The following is a 19,410-nucleotide window of genomic DNA, read 5'->3' as shown; positions in this document are numbered from 1 at the left end:
ATTTTTACACGGCTTGGTTAGCTTGTAATCACAAAGTCTTATTCTTTATGCTTTAAATACTGAATCCAATCTTTTACTTCTTCTGATGGATAAGCTTCATTGAGCCGTTTTGCTTGCGCTAAAGCATCATTATAACGAGATAGCTTATAATATAGACGAACTTTCATTAAGCTATATTCTGGCACACTAATGACTGACTTTGCTTTCTCGGTGCTTATTAATGCTCGTTTATACGCTTTTTGATGTGCTTGCAGTTTTGCTAAAGACCAATAATGTTCTGCATTGTGTTGCGCAGCTTGTTGCCATGCTTTTTCTGCGTTAGCCCACTCTTTTGCCATTTGCCAGTAAGTCGCTTGCCTTACTAGCTCTGGTTCAGTTTTGGTTTTGGGATACTGGAGAAACATTTCATCCATTATCTGAGCTGCTCGCTCTGGTAATCTATTTTGGCTATAAAGTTGAGATAAGGTTTTAAAATCTTGAGCTTCAAATTGAATTCCTTGCTGCTTTGCCAAGGCATAGTTTACTAAGGCTTTATCTGTTTTTTGTTGCTGCAATTGAGCCGCTATTAATTGTTGCCACCACATCTTTTGATTAGGTTCTAACTCAATTAATCTTTGAGCCGTTTTTTCTGCTGGGCGCCAAAACGATAACTGCAATTCACTGACTAATTGGATCTTGTATTTTTGTATTTTCTCATTGCTATTATTAGGAACAAATTGTCGTATATACATTAAACAGTTTTTCCATGATTGCTTTTGATAATAAGCATTCGCAACCCTTAGATATATTTCATTTTTATTTGATGCTAACTCGGTACGTTGCTTATCTGATGATGTTGAATACTCAGATACCAGTAAATGCTGATAATGCGATATGGCTTTTGAAAATTGATATTCGGAATAATAAATATCTGCCAGCATTTTCTCGGTTTGCCATTGTGACTGTTTATCAAGAGATGCTAGAGATACAGATTTATCTAACTCTGATATCGCTTTTTTCGCTTGCTCATTTTGCCAATAAAAAACACCCAATACCCTCGCTATATAAGCTTGGTCATATTTAGCATTTGGGTTTAATAAAGATAATACATCAATGGCTTCCCCTAGCTTTCCTTCTTGTTGAAGTTGGCTAGCATATTGAATTTTCTTAGCATTATAATGGCTCAGTTCTGCTGCATGTAGCTGCCCAACAATAAGCAACACACTTATAGCCATTCCATAATTGGCATAACGAATACATAACTGAATAAAACGCTTCATTGGCTTAATCGATACTCTAACCGTACCGTTTGGCCTGGTTGAGTTATCGCCTTTCCTTTGACTAATTTAGGCTGATATTTCCATTGCTTTAATGCTTGAATAGCAGGTCGAACAAACATACGACTAGGCTCTGCTTCAATGCTTTCGATGTCCGTTGGCCTACCTTGTTCATCAATGGTAAAACGTAAAATAACATACCCTTCCATTTTACGTTTTAGTGCTCGTGATGGGTATTTTGGCTCAACTCGATAGAGTGGCATCGCTTGCTGATTTTGTCCTAAGCCCTCAAATGAAGGTAAAGAAACCGCAACATTCAATCCAACCTCGCCCAACTCTATTGATGGCATTGATGTCTCTTCTGGTGCATTCACTTTTGCAACCTGAGATGACAAACTTGATTGCAACTCGGGCACATTAGGAGTTTTAGGAGGCTCTGGCAATTGACGAATACGACGTTGGCTGTGCGATTCAGGCTCAGCCATCACAACATCAAACTGTAAACGCTCACTTTCTGCAATGGTGTTTTTAGGTTGAATGGTCATCCAAGCCATAAAGCTAAACAAAGCAAGCGTAAGAACTATCGCCAACATAAATGCAAACAGGCTACGAAGCATTATTGTGCTTCCGTCGCTAATGCAATGCCTTCAATTCCCGCCCCTTTCGCGGCATCCATCACTGAGACGACAGTGCCATTATAGGCGTGTTTATCTGCTTGGATCACAAGGTTCGCTTGAGGATTATCCAGATGAAGAGAGGCCAAAACCGCCTCTACTCTTTCCATATCTACACGACGTTTATCGATAAAAACTTGATTATTAGCAGTAATAGCGACAAAGATCCCTACTTCTTTTTGAGCAACAGAGTGAGAGGCTTGAGGGCGGTTAACTTCTACTCCTGATTCTCTGACAAACGAACTAGTAACAATGAAAAAAATCAGCATAATAAAGACGATATCTAACATTGAAGTGAGATCTATATTCGCTTCTTCTCTGGTTTTTGTTCGACGAATTATGCGCATTCGTCACTCCTTAATGCTTGTTCTAAGCGATATTCATGTCGTGTCATGACTTTTAATAATCTTGCGTGTGCAAATAAACCAACGAGGGCTGCCACCATTCCAGCCATTGTAGGTAAGGTTGCCATAGATATGCCTGATGCCATCAGCTTAGGATCACTGCTGCCCTGTTGAGCCATAATATCAAATACGGAGATCATTCCTGTTACCGTACCTAATAAACCGATCATAGGGCATAAACTCACAAACACTTTGATTAAACTGAGGTGTTGATACAGCTGACTATTGGCTAATTGTAATAACCCTTCTTTATTGGCAAGTGCATACCAAGACGTCCGTTCATTACGGTTTTTCCATTGCATCAACCACTGCTTTTTACGTTTTGGAAAGACAAACAATAAAAATGAAATCCGTTCAATTACCAGAAAAAACATAATCAAAACCACTAGCATCAACCACCATAAAACAATCCCACCTTGTGACATAAAATCACTGATGGTTGGAAAATAGCGGTTAAATAACTCAAGCATTATTCAGCTCTGCTTTTGCAGCAACCAAACTAACACCCTGCTTTTCTAAAACGGCATTAATACTGTCAGCACGGCTAGACAGTAAATTATGAGCCAATAACAATGGCATTGCCGCCACTAACCCTAATACGGTTGTTGTTAACGCCATAGATATCCCACCCGCCATTACCTTTGGATCACCATTACCAAATTGCGTAATCACTTGGAAAGTTTCGATCATCCCAGTAACCGTTCCAAGTAAGCCCAACATAGGCGCTAAAGCCGCTAACAGTTTTAGCATAGATAACCCTTTTTCTAATCCTTGCTGTTCATCCATGATCGTCTCAAGTAAACGCAACTCTAAAGATTCTACTGTTTGCGACTTTTCTTTATCATATACCGATAAAATACGCCCTAATGGGTTATCACTTAGCTTATCTGGGTGTTGCAATTGCTTGGTAATTTGTAACTGTAAACGAAGCAATACCACACCTCGATATATCGCAATAATGAGCCCAATACCTAGTAAGCCTAGAATAATTTGTCCAACAATACCTGCTTGTTCAATACGCTGAGTCAGCGTAGGTTGTTCGGCATATTGAGAAAGCAGCGCCCCTCTAGTCACATCGATGAGCATTGAGTTCACTGTAAAATTAGCGGCTGTTGGTGATCCTTCTGGATAACGAAGATACGACTCAGCTTGAGCGTTTAAACGATCCCACTTCATGTAACCTTCATCAGAAAGTAACCCCATATCACCGATACGATGCATGGATTTTTCAACAACAGTACCGTCACCTTGAAGCGCTTGTGCATTTACTGGAGCAATACGTTTACTTTGCTCAATGTAAGCCACCATTGTATTGATGTACTGAGATAACACCGTTATTGAAGGTAATGCATCAGTATTTATTACCGCTTTTATTGGCTCTATGCTGACCCCTTCACTCGGTTGAATAAAAGAGGTCATTACCGTACTTTGGGTCGTTGCTGCTCCCTGACGAACCACACCAAAGACTTCGCCAAGGCTACCTGTTTCAATCTGCAATTGTTTTTCTAAATCAACTAAGGCTTTTTCATTACGGCTGAACGTGGTGCTTAATCTCTCAGTCTCTTTTTCTCTCTCTTGAATCGAGCGTTTTAAGACAGATAATTGTTGTTCTAACTCAACACGAGTCTGTTTTATATGTTGAGTACGCAGCTTATCTTGTTTTTGCTGCTCTATTTGATTTGCTTTGGCTTTATTGTCTAGTTGAGAAAGTGCATCAGCATGAAGCGGTAATGCAATCACAAACATAAAACATGCAACAAGTAATGAAGAAATACGCATCAGATATTCTCCTTAACTTGCGATTCATTGAGATCAGATACTGAAAGTGGTAAACGTAATAATTGAGGTATTTTATGCTTATTAGCGATATCAAAAGCCACATTCACTTCATCGATTAACCCACTTTCTACTGCATGCCACTTCTGTTTTTCTTGCAACCAAAGCCAAAGGTGCTTTTTATCCGCACTGCGAGCAAGTAAGGTAATTCGACCAATATGCAACTGTTCAACCACTCTTTTACTGCCATCTTCTAGGGTAATTTCTTGCTGGTAGGCAGCGATTTTATACCCGTAATCCATCTCTATCTGAAACGCTTCTAATAACCGACGAAATTTTTCAGCATCACTAATGTCTGCTCGACCCATTAAAAGATGAAGTTGGTTAAGGCGCTCTGTTCTAGCGGTAAAACGAATAGGTAAGTCCGAATGCAGAATGCGGTCTAATTCATTTAGCATTTGGTACATCAAAGGAACAATACCCTGACGTGTTTCTTCAATTTGAGTGATTTGAATGTGTAATTGCTGTTTTTCACTTTCTTGAGAGTGAACAAGTTGAGCCAAATGATCACGATAAACGGTTTGATTAGATAACCGAATGCTTGCTTGTTCAATCTGATTTTGCAAATCTAATATGCGCTGAGCTTCTTTATCTATACCTTGCTGAGCCTTCTGAGAGGATTGGTTGGTTTTCGCTTCTATGTCTTGAGCGTGTGACAATGAATTTGCAGACACTGTCGACATCCCCATAAAACCAATTGCGCTATAGGCAAGCATTACTAAAAAATATGTTTTCATTAGTCCGTTAATCTTTATAAATACGCAACTTCAAGAATAACATCTTTAAATCAATATTTTGAATATTCAGAATAAAAAAAAGCCAGCAATCAATGCTGGCTCTAAGTGTTAGTTTAAAATCAAAATATTAATGCGCATGAGGCGTATAACCTGGAACTTTAAATGCTTTACGGCATGCATCCAAAAAGTAGCCGTAAAACACGCCCATTACACATGAAACAACCACATTACTTGAAACTGCAGTAATGATTTGTTCTGGTGTTGCTCCCACAGCCAATAAAATCATTGCATAAGCTGGTGATTGAAATGTCACATACGCCACTAAATCTGCAATATTCTTCATAAATTTACTCGGCGATATACGAGCACCTTGACGCAACATAAAGTCACGAAATACTCCGTAAGGCCAAGCAATTGCTATGTTAACTGGTATTGAGAGAGTCCTTGATGCTAGTGACTGCTCAAATGTCATCCCTGAAACTAAAATTTCAATAAACATGCCCGTAATAAAACAAAAAACCACCATTGCAAATGTATCCGCCGCTGCATTTCGGATACAAAATGGTCCTTTCTTAGACATTAACTTTCTCTCTCCAACTATAATAAACCAGATTAATAAACTGCCCGACCAATGCGGTAGCAGTCGATAGAACTAGCTGAGCATACCTAGCTAGTAATTATCGCTATTTAATCACAATGTTATTAGAATTAGATCTCGAAGTTGAGTCAATGTAGTAAACTTACAACTACTTTTTGATTTGAAATCAGTTTAATTCGCTACTCGTTACATTCCGTAAGTTATTTTCACAAAAAGGCAACTTATCAATACAAGAAGATAAGCATTAATTTCTATTCAGACAATATTAAAAGTTCTTGATACAATAATGAAAACTTGAATGGAATGAGAACATTATGTCTTTATCACTTACGGCAATTCTTTCAAACCCTGAATTAGAAAATAAACTGCTAACTGAAGCACAAACACAAGGTTTTATTGCGGCGATGGCTGCGGCTCCAAACCTTATCAATCCTAATGAGTGGTTAGCTTTTTTATGGGGTGGTGAAGAAATATCTCCTTTTACCACAGCAGAAGATTTAGAAGCGTACGCTAATGCTGTAGTTAACCTATGGAATGAGTATCGCGAAGCATTTTTATCTGGTCAGTGGCAATGGCCGGAAGCATGTCAACTTGATGATGAAGAGATTGTAACAGCACAAACTCGTCAATTCTCTGAAGGTTTATTACAAGGTTGGCAGTTAACGCGTGACGATTGGGAAACACTGATGCCAGAAGAGAGCGAAAATAATGCGCTACTTGGTGGTGTATTGCTTTCTATTAGTATGCTATTTGATCCTGAAACCGCATTAGCAACATTAGAAGAGCAAGGCATTGAAGGTTTAGATGAGTTCAAAGAAATCTATAACGCAGTTCCTATGATGCTATCAGGCTTAACCATGCGTGGTTTTGAACTTGCAGAAGCTGAAGCAAGCCGCGACGAATAAAAGAAAACCCAATAACAAAAATGGCGACCAACTTGGTCGCCATTTTTATATCAGTCATAAAATTATCTAACTATTTCTCTATTAAACCTCACCGTGGCGCAAAATGGTAAGTGTAATTTCTATTTCAACGTATCATTCATTTCATCAAATAACATTAATCAGGAAACGGATGCCACTAACTGTTGGGAAATACCATGACATTAAGCGACTTTAAACACACTGATATATTTCAAATTTTAAAAGTCTCTAAAGAATTAATCATTTCAGTCTCTAATTTCACAATAAAAGTAAGTTTATCCATATTTAAGTTTTTCACTTGGATATTAGTATCGACTTATAACTACGTTATGAAATAGAAAGAATTGAAAAAATACCTTATATAAAAATTAATGATTGGAATTTAAAATGAAAAATATCTTTGTAAAAACTGCTGGTATCATTATTCTTGCATCAACACTAACAGGCTGCATTGGTAGTAATGCCGTTACAGGAAAAGTAATGAAGTTTAATGTAGAGGTGGTAGATAACCGCTACGCTAGAGCTGGAGTTAACTTACTTCTTGCGCCTGTCTACGGTATTACGACCGCCGTTGATTATACATTATTTAACTCATTAGAGTTCTGGACAGGTAAGAACCCTCTTAATGGTAATTCACACATCTTTGATTCAAAGGTAGATACTAAATTTAAAGTAAATGATGAACTAGACCCATCGTTAAGAGATGCGCCTATCGCACCGATCACGAATAATCGAATGATTAAAGCAGGTGAAATGAAAGCCATTGATGAAAACACTATCCAAATGGATATCGTATATAACAATGGAGATACTGGTATATTAACGGGGATCCGTGATGGTGAAAATGTGAATTACTATATTGATGACGAGCTGATATCACAGACTACCATAGCTCAATTAGAAGCACTGCAAGAAGAAAGTGTTTAATTAATAACTAATCCCCGTATTTATATTATTAAATACGGGGATTTTTTTCAATTTAACGTGATTGGTTTAGATGACTACTCACCAAACTCGCTACCATTATCGCTAAATAAAAACCACCTAATATAGATTCAATAAAAACAAAAAATCGTGGTATTGGCAATATCGGAGAAATATCCCCATAACCCACCGTTGTTAATGTGATAAAGCTGAAATATATCGCATCAAACAGATTATCAATCCAAGGTTTCGCTTCTATTCCAGTAAATGAATACGGAAAAAGTTCTATTTGAATAAGATAAATAATGGCCCAAGAAACACCCAACAATAAATACACACAGACAGAACCAACAATTTGGTTTCGACTCACATTATCAGGCAACATTACTTGCTTTAAAGCAGTGTAAGTATGAGATAACAAAAAGAACAACAGTGATCCTAATGTAATTAAAGAAAGATCGTACCCTTCTAGAAAAGAGAGTCCTCCAGATATCGAAGCAATGCTCAACAAAAAACCATACCAAGTTCTATACAGCGCCTGCTTTCGATTCACGCCGACAATGGAGATAGCTAAACAAATAATGATCAATGCTAATACCATTTTTTGCCCGCCACTAAAGAGCTGCTGCATGACAGCGCTCATAAAGAGCAAGCCTAGTAGTGCAAAAAGCAGAAAGTAAAAATTATCATCACCTGACACTTTTTTCATTGCTATTTACCTGATGATTCATGATCTAACCAAACAACAAACAATTGATAAGTTAAACTTAAAATCACTGCACCAACAAATAAACCAACAATGCCAGACATTGCCATGCCCCCTAATGCACCTAGTAAAATAACCAACATAGGGGTGTCAGAGCCACGACTAAGTAACATAGGTTTTAATACCGCATCACTACCGCTTACAACAATACACCATATTAGAAAAAGAACAGCGGTTGTCGTGGTATCAACACTAAAGACATAAAGAATGACAGGTAATAACGCAAGAATAGGAGGAAGTTGGATTATCGCAATAAGCATAACAAGCAACATCCATAAACCAATGGCAGGGACACCAGCAAATGCCATCCCTACCCCAGCCATCACCGATTGAATAACAGCGACACCAATAACCCCTTGAACAACACTTCTTACTGTTGTTTTAGATAAGGTTGTTAACGCTTCGCCATGATCTCCCGTTAAACGATTGGCCACTAATACAAAAGCGCGCTCACACTTATCTGCATTCGCCATAAAAGCACCCGCAATGATGGTAGAAATAATAAACTGAATGAATCCACCACCAAGAGAGCCGACAAGAGAGGCTAATTTACTCACTATAGCTTTAACTTCATCGCCATATTTGAATAGAACACTTTCTAAATTTGAAGAAGCTTGAATACCAAAAGCATATGCTTTATCACCTACTAAAGGCCAATCTTTAACGGCTAAATTCGGTTTAGGTATAGAGATGGTGCCATTTTGATAACCCACCACTAATTCAGAGCCGCTTGTATATAGACCCGTTGAAAGCGCGATTAAAGGAATAACTAACAGCACTACCCCTATAAAAGCCAAACCAGCACTGACCTTTCCTTTACCAATACCAAATTTATTATGTCCCCAGGAAACGATTGGGTACAACGCCGTTGCGATTATCCCTCCCCACACCACAAGTAACATAAATGGCTTGAGGATAGAAAAACACCAAAAGACAAGAATAGCGAGCGCTGCAATCTTAATAAATGCATCTATCGCCTTATTCGAAAAATCACTTTCTAATTTCATAAACAATCCTTGTTCGTAGTAATAATTATGGCTGCATTTTTAGAAATGCCCATTGTCGAGTTTCTAAGAAAAAAGAAACAACAATCATATAAACGCCAATCATAAATAATTGAAATATACGTATTATCATATTGCTATCAATATCTCCCGAACTCATTAACGTACTTCCTAAGAGTACAAGTACGGTACTAAATGCAGTCGCATAAATAGGTGCTTTTGCAGGTTTTGTATAAATCTGAGTTGCCATGATTAGCGCAATGAATGAGATAAATAGCGTATAAAATAGGATATTAGGTGCAAGACTTAATACTGAGAAAACACCAATAGCTAAAGCGCCACCAATACTGTTAGTAATAATTAAAAACGCACTTAGTTTTACTGATTTCTCTCCGGTTATCATTAAAGACAATAACGCTATAAACATCATTGTAAGCAATGCTTCTGATATTTGAAAAATAAAGAAAAAGCACACAACAGGAAATGAGACGATCATCGCTCTAAAAGCGGCATACCATCTTTGTTGCTTAGATAAAGGCGAAGGTTGATACCCTGAAAATGACGATTCAGCTTCAGGGAAATAAATATGAACCAAAGCAAAAATAATCACCGCAACAACACCTGAGCTTGCTAGCCCAGTGGCAAGGAATACCGACATACCAGGGTTTGATATCGCCATAAAAGGAAGCATTAATATTGCAATAATCAATATCGTAGCAAACAGATTCCATTTAGGATCGGTAAATAAGTAATACCCCCATAGCATCATTAACCCAACTAAAATAAGTAGTGGTATTGGGTATTGAGTTATACCATTTGATAACAATAAGCCAAGCCCCATAGTCGCTACCATTGCAACGGTTAGCTCATATAGTGTTTCTTTGTTTAATTCCGGTTTATCAATCAAAAACTTCGCAACAAAAACAGGCGCAACGAACGCTAATGGCCAATTAATCAATGCGGCTAAGAATACGGCAAGACCAACGCCTACCGTATATCTAAGTATCTTCGTTTGAATTTGAGGATCATCGATTAAGTTATCTGACATAAGACATCAAACTCACAAAGCGAATCCACAACTTACCTATCGAGTTAAAAATAACGTTATCACCACTATATACAATCACATCCGCTTGCCCGCCGATACGTAATTGGCCTGTCGTTTGTGAGTGATCAAACTCGATCGCAATTGGCAGCATCTGTGTTTGTCGTAACCACCCAGTTTGATTATTCGCTTGAGCTAACTTACCCGCCTGATTGTTTTGCCCCCAATCAACACCCCAGTCAACACTTGTTACCGTACCTTGGATCACTTTACCTGGTGCAAAATCGAGTGCCATTTCAACCTTATCGCCAACGTCCACATTACCTAAGCTGTTTTCACGAAAATAGGCTTCAATCCAAATACTTTCGGTTGATACGAACGTCATTATAGGTTGCCCAGCAGAAGCATAAAAACCTTCAGACAAACTGAAGTTTGATACGCCCCCATCAGTAGGTGCTTTGATTTCTGTTCGAGATAAATTAATTTGAGCTTGCTCTAATGCCAGTAATGCCGCTTTAATTTGGCTATTATCTTCACCATCAGCACCTAATTGTTTCTTTGACTTTTCTAGATCTGCTTGAGCATTGACGACATTTGCTTTCGCTGTCGCTAATGACGCTCGTGCTTTGTCTGCATCGGCTTTAGATACAACGCCACGTTCGGCCATTTCAAGAATACGATTAGACTGAAGTCGGGTATTTTCTAGTTCAACATTCGCACTAATCAACCTAGCTTGTGATGAAGCAATAACCGCCGTTTGTGCCCCTACATTTTGACCAGCGAGTTCTAAACTTTGCTCTGCTTGCTGTAGCGCAATTTCATAATCAACAGGATTTAATTTAGCAAGAACATCACCTTGTTTAATTAATTGATTAGGCTGAACCAAAATATCCAATACTTGGCCAGAGACTTGAGGCTTAATAGGGACGACGTATCCTTTTACTCTCGCATTGTCTGTTAAAGGGATGATGCGATCAGATATGATGCTAAACAATAATAAAGCGGCAACAGTAAATAATAAGTAGTTAGTTATTTTCCGAACTTTATTTGTTTTCTGAGCGGTATTATCTGCGGATGTGTTTTCACTCTCTTCTTTTGGCGTTTTTATTTCTTCAGTCATATTTTTACCTACTGCTAATGGAATCCATTCCTCAACTATATGTATAGCTGTTATTTGGAAAAAATCGAGGGATTTATATAAAAAATACTTATTATTTAGTTGTTTATTTATAGCGACTTAATAGATTCCAATATACAAGCACCTCACCACTTTGTGTTGTCTGTCGCAAATTCACATAAAAGACAAATATATCAACAAATACCAAATGAAAACTTACCATTTTGCGCCAATAATTATAAAAACATCTTAATTTTAAAATAGGTAGATATTGATAATGCCGAATAAAAAAACAACACCATTACCTATGATTCGTACTGGTTATACAAAAATTTTAATCGATGTTTTTTCAAAGCATGGGATTCATATTCAAGAGGTATTGCGAGACTCAGGCTTACCGCCGGATCTTTTTCATACAGACAAAGAATTTTTACCTACTGAACCCGTTAAACGCTTAATCTATTTACTGTCATCTCAAGTTGGCGTTAATAATTTTAGTGACCTATTAAGACTGGCCTTCCGACAACGAATTATTCCTCAGGTATTAACACAGTTTGATAGTGCTATCACTATTAAAGAGGCACTTGAAAAAGCCAGTGAAGTATTCAAAAGTGATTCTCCAGGCAGTTCAATTTCATTTGAACAAGAGTATGGAAAATATTGGTTTTGTCGCTCTACGCCTTATGAGGACAGTGTGTACTTTTTGTGGGGAGAGGTTTTTGCTGTCTTATACATCATCGAGCTCATTCAGGCCTTAACTAAGACCGATTGGTTCCCTGAACAAGTACGAATTCAGCATAACGATGCCGATGCTTTACTGTCTTCGTTAAACAATAAAACACAGTTGTTTATAGGTCAAAATACAACAGCAGTATTAATTGACGATGACATTCTTAATAAAGAAATTCACATATCAAGTTCTGATACAGAAAAGAAACAACCACTCATTGAATGGCATTCTAGCTTTAGTGACAGTGTTTTTACGGCTTTACTTCCTTATGTGAGAGAGCATTCATTAACGGTTGATCAAGCAGCAAAGCTTCTTAATATGACCTCAAGGACATTCCAACGACGCTTAAAGGAAGAGCGAACCTCATTTAGACAGATAAAAGAGAGCCTTATGCTATCTGTCTCATGTGAATTAATGGAAGAGGGTTACTCGCTGACCCATATATCAAACCAACTTGGTTACAATAATATCTCGCACTTTTCTCGAGCATTTAAACGGATTAGCGGGTTAACCCCTAAGTTATATAAGAAAACGATTCTTGGTTTACGAACCTAGTCGCTTTCCATATTTAATCATTTTATGAGGTTATAAAGCGTTCTTATACACAACACCGTCTTTCATGATTAATTTTTGCGTTTTAGGGTTTGTTACACATTCAACACCATTTAAAGGATTTCCTTCAATAATAAGTAAGTCTGCGTAAGCGCCCTCAGTGATTTGACCTAATTTCCCTTCTTGGTATGGGTGCTTATATGTAGACATCTCAAACAAACGACCACAGTTAGAAGTCACCATTTTAAGAGCGGTTAATGAATCAAATACCGTTTCAATGGCTTGTAGCTCTTCTGATTGTGTTTTATGAACATCAAGTGTACCTACACAATCGGTACCAAAACAAATATTTTGGATATCGTATTTTTTAATTAGCTCCGCCGATTTAAACATCGCTTTACCCACTCTTTCTGTTTTTTGGTACAAGGTTTCATTACCAAGTGGGATTTTTCGTTCTGCAATAAGTGATGAGGTGAAATACGATGGAATCACAAAGATCCCTTTATCTTTGATCGTTTTAGCAATGTCATCATCCATAATCGTTGCATGTTCAAAAGACATAACACCCGCTTCAGCAGCTCTTCTCATGGCATCCGCAGTATGAATATGCGCAGCCACGTATGTACCGTAATCTGATGCAGCTTCAACTGCTGCTTTCATTTCATCTAATGTGTATTGAATCGTATCGAGTGGATCAAACGACGATGAAGCACCACCACCGGCCATCATTTTAATTTGAGATGCGCCCATAAATAACTGTTCACGTACCGCTCTAAGCACTTCTGAGCGTCCATCTGCTACTTTAAATGCGCCAGTTTTCATTATTGGAGAATCTTCATGACTACCAGTACGTTCTTGTGCTTGGTTTTGACGATAATCAGAATGACCACAGGTTTGCGAAATAGCCGCTTGAGAGGGCAAAATTCTTGGACCGGTCGCATAACCATTATCGATACAGTTTTTAAGACCAAGTGTATTACCTGCAACATCGCGAACGGTAGTAAAACCACGCATTAACATGCCTTCAGCCACTTTTGCAGAGCGAATTGCGACTTCTTCTCTGGTCATCTTATCTAATTCATGAAAAGGCGCTGACATTGTTATATGTACGTGAGCATCCATCAGACCTGGCATGACTGTACCGCCTTTAGCATCAATAATTTCATTAGCTAGAGATAAGTCAACATCACCGATTTGAGTGATCACGTTATTTTCAATTAATAAAGATACATTTTCTTGTAACTGATTATCTACACCGTTAAATACGTTAGCGTTAGTAATTACTGTAGTCATATTTTTCTCTCTTTAATTTTGTGGGGACAGAGAGATAATAGGTTAAATTTAGTACAGAGAATTGCCATTTGACGACAAGCGAACACTTTGCTTTATTACGTTAATCTTTAGATACACGGCAACCAAAAAAAAGGCGTCTAGCAACTAAAATAAGCCATTAAAATGTATGCTTATTTTAGTTACTAGACGCCTTTCTATTTATATAAAAATTCTTGCTCGTAAGCCAAAGACCCACGCACTGCTTTCACTAGAAAGAGCTGGATTATTTATATATTGAATATCTGGAGTGATCTGAAAATGATCTCCTATTTGCATGTTGTAATATAACTCAGCTGTAGTTTGATGCTTTTCAGCCCCCATGAACTTTTGTAGCGTATTGCTGTTTGTTTCAGACCAGTTAACAGCAAAGCCTAAATTATTATTGTTTGCACCTAGGCCAAAGTATCCAAAACCGACACTTAGAGACTTATCAAATAAAGCAACATCGCCTTCAGATACGCCACCACGAACAAAAGGCATAAATTGAGCCGTAACAAACTTGCTCCATGAAAAGTTAACCCCTTGCCCACTCTCTCCACCAATAACGGTACCATCAGGCAATACTGTTGATGACAGACTGTGCCTTGACCCTTCATCAAAATGCCATAACGTCACGTGAAAGTTATCGGTATAAATTTGGTCTTGTGAATCAGCCCACCCTAATTCAAGGGTTTTAAAGTAAGTGCTGTCATGAAAGGCAGTATCAAAACCGTCAAAAATATCATCAGATTTCCCTTTTGCATCAGCAATGCCAGCAACAACATAAAAATGGTCTGTCACCATATGCCCTGCAGAAATAGCCAAGATACCATCATCAGGTAACCCCATCACACCAGAGCCAGTACTGAATGCTAAATTTGTAAAACCCGTCCATGGACTTGCTAAAGCGTAAGTGTCTACATAATCCGTCACATCTTGCCAGCCAACAATCAATGACGTCTTTCCATCATTAAATTTCTGCTTCCAATGTAAATTGGTAACCCTAGTACCTTGATCATTATAAGCAGGGGCAATCATACCTACATAACCTAAGCCTTCAGGTCCGTTACTAATATCGTCAATGAAAGCCATATTTTTAGGAGCGGTCGAACTATAGGCGTGTCTATGCTCTACCTTCCAAACAATACCACCTGTATTTTCAGTTCCATTTCCAACAAGGTGCCAAGAACCGTAAAAACGAGCAATACCGGACGAGCGATTGACACTATTTCCTTGAGAGCCATTAGGAGAAGAAAGCCCTAACGCCAGGTAATCAGCACCAAAAGTTACCCCTTTATTGGATAACTCTTCTCGCCAATGCTGTTTGGGGGTCGATTCCTTTTCTATGGTATTTTCTACTGAATCTGGACTTTCAAAATTCGCAGAAAATGCTAAAGGTGAAGCCAACCCAGTAAGTAACAAAACACTTTTAATTATATTATTCTGATTCAATGTAACCTCCTAGCTTATTAACTTTCAGGCTCATAGTAATCTTCAATTAACGATGCGTTCATTTCATAACCCATGGTGATATTGCTTTTTCCGTCCACTAAAAAAACTTCTTCCGTTACTTTTTTTGAATGAAAATCGCCTTCAATCCATACTGGATATTGCACATTTTGAACCGTGAAACCTTCAGGATAAGAAACTCGAACAATTTGGTTAGCAGGTGGTGGTGGCATATGTATGCAAGCCCCCGCTACTGGAACTAATAAAAACTCTGTTGTTTTTAAACCATCAAATTCAATAGGAACAATAAAACCAGGCATACGTATTTTTTTACCATCGTATTCTTGAGTTATCGCCTCTGCATTATTTTGTTTTGCCGTCATATATGCCTGTCTAGCGGCAATCGCCTCATCTGCATCAACGCCTTCGATTTTGAGTTGCTCAGCTAATTGTAAGCGCTGCTCTTCTGCTTGTTTAGAAGCGTCATTTTGTAAAATCAAAATTTGTTTAAGGGCTAATTTTTGTTGGTCAGTCAATTCAGGTAAACTGACATCTATATCATTATTTTTAGCGGCTAACTCTTGCCATTTCAATTCAACAAAATCGTCACTCATTGCATAAAATGGAAGAGATAAGGCTAACAGGAGAATAATTTTCTTCATTACAGATCCTTAGAAATAGCCTACCAAAGTAGGCTATACAGAAAGGTATACCAACAGACTACAGCGTATTCTTGTAAATTTTTCCATCTTTCATGATGACTTTAATTGTATCAAGTGCTGGCTCTCGCTCTTTTGCATCAAACCACTTTTCATTTGCACCAATCACGGATAAATCTTCAAGCGGATTTCCATCTACCACCAATAAATCGGCATACGCACCAACTGCAACCACACCTAGCTTAGCTTCTGGATACGGGTCCATGATTCCTGAAAGTTTTACAATCTCACCATTTACTGATGTCATGCCTTTAAGGGTATAGAAGTTTCCTAACTCTTTTCCTGCAAGGTAAATGGTATGGTCCGTTTGTTTAATACATGAAGTTACATCACCAACACAGTCAGTGTGGAAGCCCCATTTAGGTTGGTATTTATTCACATTAGAAATGTAATTTTTAAATGCTTTAGTCGCCGATTCTGCTTTGCGTTTTGACGCTGGGTTACTATTAATCGCTTCAATTTGGCTCAAATAAGGAGAGAACGCCGTCATATTCGTTGTAATGTAGGCGCCTTTTTCTTTCATTTTTTTATTAATTTCACCATCGAACATAAAGCCGTGTTCAATAGTTTTAACGCCAGCATCTAGATTACGCAAAATCGCTTTTTTGCTGTAGGCATGCGACATTACATAAGATCCATACGCATCTGCAACTTCTACAGCAGCACCAATCTCTTCTGCTGACATTGCATTTAATTGCCACGGGTCAAACGACGATGCAACACCACCAGAAGACATGATCTTTAACTGTGAGTTACCTTGTTTGAAGTTTTGACGAGCAGCGGCTTTGATCTCACCCACTGTATCCGTATTAACACTCACGTTGCTCCGACTCATTGATGTTTGCGGGCCATTAAGGTGTTGGTTTAACGTGGTTAAATTACTAAAATCAGCGTGAGAGCCTGTTGGTCCAATAAACGCACCAGAGGTATATAAACGAGGTCCCTCAAGCATGCCAGAGTCAATGGTTTTGCGTAAGCCTGTATTTAAACCACCAGCATCACGCCACGTTGTAAACCCTGACTGAAATACCGCATTGGCATTGACGGTTGCTCTAGATGCCAACTCTTCAATGGTTCTGTTATTTTCATGGTCATTCAAGGTGCCACCATTTAATAAAAGGTGCCCATGACCTTCAATCAAACCTGGCATTAATGTTTTACCTTCACCGTTAATTACCACGGCATCACCTGCTTCTATCGATTTAGCAGAAATCGCTTTAATTAGATTATTTTCAACTAAAACATAATGGTCTTCATATAATTTGTTTTCTGTGCCATTAAAAATATCGACATTAGTAAAAAGAGTTGATGACGCTGATGCGGAAAAAACAGCACCACACGATAATGCAAGAGCGGTAAGCCTTAGAACATTTTTCATAAAAGATTCCTTAATATATAAATTATTCCCTAAAACTTCTGTTCGCTCATCATGCTACTAAATAAAAAATATATAGCAGCAAAATGAAACATAACAAAAACATAATAGAGATTAGTTGGTAACATAAAGGAATTCAATGCTATTTACTTGCCATTTGACGACATTGATTATTTAGCTGTCATCCGATTAAAGTATTAACTTTACGATATTGAGACGGAGATACCCCATAGATCCGCTTAAATGCACGAGAAAAATGCCCAGCATCAGAGTAGCCATATTTAGTCGCTATGCCAGTAATTGGCTTATTTGTTTCAACAAGTTCAGCGACTATTTGTTCAAAACACATTTCTTCAATTAGGGTTTTATAGATTGTGCCATCATTTTTTAACTTACGTTGAAGTGTTCTCACATTCATGCGTAAAATTTCAGAAGCCAGTTTAATTGGTAATTTCCCTACTGGTAGATATGGGAAAATAGCTATTTTAAATTGATCGGTAAAAGTCATATTCTGAAGATCAACATCTTGTTTTACATTGATCTTTTCTTTCTCATAAGCAGCTACCTTAGAGAATAAAATAGAGGCTGGAATTTCTAATGCCGTAACTGGTCTTTCTGTAAAAAACTGTGTTTTATTAAGCGTAGGAAGATTCAAAAAATCATGGTCATCCTTACTGCGAATCCCGATCCGTGTTGGACTCCACTCACTTTTAGTTAAAGATCTTAATAATTCAGACATGAATATCACTGAAAACATTTCAGCGTACTTAAACCAAGGTTCATCAACCCCTGATTTCTCACGAACTAGCCACCAAGAACCGACGCTTTCTTGCACATAAACTTTTGCGCCTGTTGATTCTTTTGATAATAAATCTGAAAATCCATCTAAAGTCGATTTCAAATCATCTCTATAGTTCAAGCGTTTAAGAAATGATGGAATATACTTATCCTTACACAATCGCCAAAATAAAACGCCAAGCCGATCATTTCCTACATTACGACTAAGCACTTCCATTAAATTCTTAAGGCATGACTCTGGTAAATAAGTATATTCTCGCTCATCCTCCATAATATCGATTGGGATCATGGATTCTCTAAGCAATAAATAACTCTTACTGTCTAATTCTTGAATTATGGATGAAAAAAATCTAACGCTTTCTTTTGTCACTAGCTGAAGCGGATCACTGCTATCATTCATAACTGACTTCCTTTCTCTGAATCAACAAGTACTCTTGAAGTAAGCCTGCCAAATCAATCTCAAAATCTAATTCATTAATGTCTTTTATTTTACATAAAATAATCATCGACGTTCTCCATTAAAAATAATTACCATAATGGAGAAACAATATTAAAATTACCATTTCGCGCCATATCGAAAGAAATATCCTTAAATAAGAGAGATCATAGTTGGCGTAAAATGATAAGTAAAAATGTGCTCACCACCTTAAAGTTAACCGATACTTTAAGAGGTTATAAAATGAAAAAACACATCGTTATTATTGCAATATCATCTGCTTTTTTATCTTCAGCTCTATCCGCTCAAACATCAGAATTACAAGTTTTTGGACAAATAGAGCAAACACAAATTGAAGATGTATCAACTCAACTACCAAGCCGTATTGACTCAGGAGCAACGACTTCTTCTGTTCATGCAATCAATATCAAAACCCATTTTGAGAGTGAGAAAGAAATGGTTACATTCGACTTTCCCCTTCCTAATGGAGAGATAGTCAAAATGAAAAAGAAGGTAGTACGAATAGCCAAAATCCGTCAAGCAAGCAGCAATAGTATCAAGACTCGTCCGGTTGTTAATCTAAATGTAGTAATCCAAGGCGAACCTATCTTTGCTGAATTTACATTAAAAGACAGAAGTCACATGACATACCCAGTTCTTATTGGGCGAAATATTCTAGAAAATAGAGCTATTGTTGATGTCTCTATTAATCAACCGTTGTAATCTTAATTACTATCGGTGATTTGAGATGAAAAC

At 37.7% G+C, this 19,410-nt stretch carries 20 protein-coding genes; 4 read left to right on the top strand and 16 right to left on the bottom strand.

The features are described 5' to 3' along the window. Positions 1-38 precede the first annotated feature (38 nt). From PVK63_RS01205 to PVK63_RS01175, 7 genes are all read right to left on the bottom strand, one after another. Positions 39-1,259 carry a tetratricopeptide repeat protein gene (locus PVK63_RS01205; protein ID WP_274439765.1) on the bottom strand — a complete coding sequence of 407 codons (1,221 nt, stop codon included), beginning with the start codon at positions 1,257-1,259 and terminating at the stop codon, positions 39-41. Beyond that, complete coding sequence (locus PVK63_RS01200) at positions 1,256-1,873, bottom strand: energy transducer TonB (RefSeq protein ID WP_130048446.1); 618 nt, start codon at positions 1,871-1,873, stop codon at positions 1,256-1,258. The genes PVK63_RS01205 and PVK63_RS01200 overlap by 4 nt, the downstream gene beginning before the upstream one ends. After that, entirely contained in the window at positions 1,873-2,277 is a 405-nt protein-coding gene (locus PVK63_RS01195; protein WP_274439764.1) for an ExbD/TolR family protein, read from the bottom strand. Before PVK63_RS01195 ends, PVK63_RS01200 begins: the two co-directional genes overlap by 1 nt. Beyond that, a complete protein-coding gene (locus PVK63_RS01190) occupies positions 2,268-2,804 on the bottom strand; it encodes a MotA/TolQ/ExbB proton channel family protein (protein WP_274439763.1) in 537 nt (178 codons plus the stop codon). The genes PVK63_RS01195 and PVK63_RS01190 overlap by 10 nt, the downstream gene beginning before the upstream one ends. Beyond that, positions 2,797-4,113 (bottom strand): MotA/TolQ/ExbB proton channel family protein, encoded by a 1,317-nt coding sequence (locus PVK63_RS01185; RefSeq protein WP_274439762.1) that lies wholly within the window; start codon positions 4,111-4,113, stop codon positions 2,797-2,799. Before PVK63_RS01185 ends, PVK63_RS01190 begins: the two co-directional genes overlap by 8 nt. Continuing rightward, on the bottom strand, positions 4,113-4,907 hold the full coding sequence (locus PVK63_RS01180; protein ID WP_274439761.1) for a DUF3450 domain-containing protein: 795 nt from the start codon (positions 4,905-4,907) through the stop codon (positions 4,113-4,115). Before PVK63_RS01180 ends, PVK63_RS01185 begins: the two co-directional genes overlap by 1 nt. Before the next feature lie 127 nt (positions 4,908-5,034). Beyond that, positions 5,035-5,487 carry an L-alanine exporter AlaE gene (locus PVK63_RS01175; RefSeq protein WP_130043264.1) on the bottom strand — a complete coding sequence of 151 codons (453 nt, stop codon included), beginning with the start codon at positions 5,485-5,487 and terminating at the stop codon, positions 5,035-5,037. A 332-nt stretch (positions 5,488-5,819) separates the two neighbouring features. Between PVK63_RS01175 and PVK63_RS01170 the strand changes: the two genes are divergently transcribed. Continuing rightward, on the top strand, positions 5,820-6,410 hold the full coding sequence (locus PVK63_RS01170; RefSeq protein ID WP_274439760.1) for a UPF0149 family protein: 591 nt from the start codon (positions 5,820-5,822) through the stop codon (positions 6,408-6,410). 405 nt (positions 6,411-6,815) lie between these two features. Continuing rightward, entirely contained in the window at positions 6,816-7,355 is a 540-nt protein-coding gene (locus PVK63_RS01165; protein ID WP_274439759.1) for a DUF3332 family protein, read from the top strand. A gap of 52 nt (positions 7,356-7,407) precedes the next feature. Here the strand turns inward: PVK63_RS01165 and PVK63_RS01160 are convergent, their stop codons facing one another. Genes PVK63_RS01160 through PVK63_RS01145 form a run of 4 tightly spaced genes read right to left on the bottom strand, consistent with a single transcriptional unit; the run spans position 7,408 to position 11,287 of the window. Then, positions 7,408-8,061 carry a potassium channel family protein gene (locus tag PVK63_RS01160; RefSeq protein WP_274439758.1) on the bottom strand — a complete coding sequence of 218 codons (654 nt, stop codon included), beginning with the start codon at positions 8,059-8,061 and terminating at the stop codon, positions 7,408-7,410. Between the two features lie 2 nt (positions 8,062-8,063). Further along, positions 8,064-9,125: an AI-2E family transporter gene (locus tag PVK63_RS01155; protein WP_274439757.1), complete on the bottom strand. Its 1,062-nt coding sequence runs from the start codon at positions 9,123-9,125 to the stop codon at positions 8,064-8,066. A gap of 25 nt (positions 9,126-9,150) precedes the next feature. Then, positions 9,151-10,170, bottom strand: a complete 1,020-nt coding sequence (locus tag PVK63_RS01150) for a DUF2955 domain-containing protein (protein WP_274439756.1) — start codon at positions 10,168-10,170, stop codon at positions 9,151-9,153. Next, positions 10,160-11,287: an HlyD family secretion protein gene (locus PVK63_RS01145; RefSeq protein WP_274439755.1), complete on the bottom strand. Its 1,128-nt coding sequence runs from the start codon at positions 11,285-11,287 to the stop codon at positions 10,160-10,162. The genes PVK63_RS01150 and PVK63_RS01145 overlap by 11 nt, the downstream gene beginning before the upstream one ends. A gap of 274 nt (positions 11,288-11,561) precedes the next feature. Here PVK63_RS01145 and PVK63_RS01140 point away from each other — a divergent pair, with 274 nt between their 5' ends. Then, positions 11,562-12,569, top strand: a complete 1,008-nt coding sequence (locus PVK63_RS01140; protein WP_130086695.1) for a helix-turn-helix domain-containing protein — start codon at positions 11,562-11,564, stop codon at positions 12,567-12,569. Between the two features lie 30 nt (positions 12,570-12,599). On the opposite strand, the gene PVK63_RS01135 is transcribed toward PVK63_RS01140, so the two are convergent. From PVK63_RS01135 to PVK63_RS01115, 5 genes are all read right to left on the bottom strand, one after another. Next, positions 12,600-13,859, bottom strand: coding sequence for a metal-dependent hydrolase family protein (locus PVK63_RS01135; RefSeq protein WP_130086694.1), 1,260 nt, complete (start codon positions 13,857-13,859; stop codon positions 12,600-12,602). 198 nt (positions 13,860-14,057) lie between these two features. Further along, the gene (locus PVK63_RS01130; RefSeq protein WP_130086693.1) at positions 14,058-15,329 is read right to left on the bottom strand and encodes a carbohydrate porin; all 1,272 of its coding nucleotides are present in this window, start codon (positions 15,327-15,329) and stop codon (positions 14,058-14,060) included. A gap of 17 nt (positions 15,330-15,346) precedes the next feature. Beyond that, positions 15,347-15,988, bottom strand: a complete 642-nt coding sequence (locus tag PVK63_RS01125; protein WP_130086692.1) for a DUF3299 domain-containing protein — start codon at positions 15,986-15,988, stop codon at positions 15,347-15,349. A 58-nt stretch (positions 15,989-16,046) separates the two neighbouring features. Further along, positions 16,047-17,423 carry a metal-dependent hydrolase family protein gene (locus PVK63_RS01120; RefSeq protein WP_130086691.1) on the bottom strand — a complete coding sequence of 459 codons (1,377 nt, stop codon included), beginning with the start codon at positions 17,421-17,423 and terminating at the stop codon, positions 16,047-16,049. A gap of 178 nt (positions 17,424-17,601) precedes the next feature. Then, positions 17,602-18,618 carry a helix-turn-helix domain-containing protein gene (locus PVK63_RS01115; protein ID WP_130086690.1) on the bottom strand — a complete coding sequence of 339 codons (1,017 nt, stop codon included), beginning with the start codon at positions 18,616-18,618 and terminating at the stop codon, positions 17,602-17,604. 279 nt (positions 18,619-18,897) lie between these two features. On the opposite strand from PVK63_RS01115, the gene PVK63_RS01110 reads away from it, so the two are divergent. Beyond that, complete coding sequence (locus tag PVK63_RS01110; protein WP_130086689.1) at positions 18,898-19,377, top strand: ATP-dependent zinc protease family protein; 480 nt, start codon at positions 18,898-18,900, stop codon at positions 19,375-19,377. Positions 19,378-19,410: the final 33 nt, after the last annotated feature.

The organism is Aliivibrio sp. S2TY2 (genome assembly GCF_028765525.1).
GTDB lineage: Bacteria > Pseudomonadota > Gammaproteobacteria > Enterobacterales > Vibrionaceae > Aliivibrio > Aliivibrio finisterrensis_A.
The sequence above is the reverse complement of the archived record's forward strand: the minus strand, read 5'-3'. Positions and strand labels throughout refer to the sequence as shown.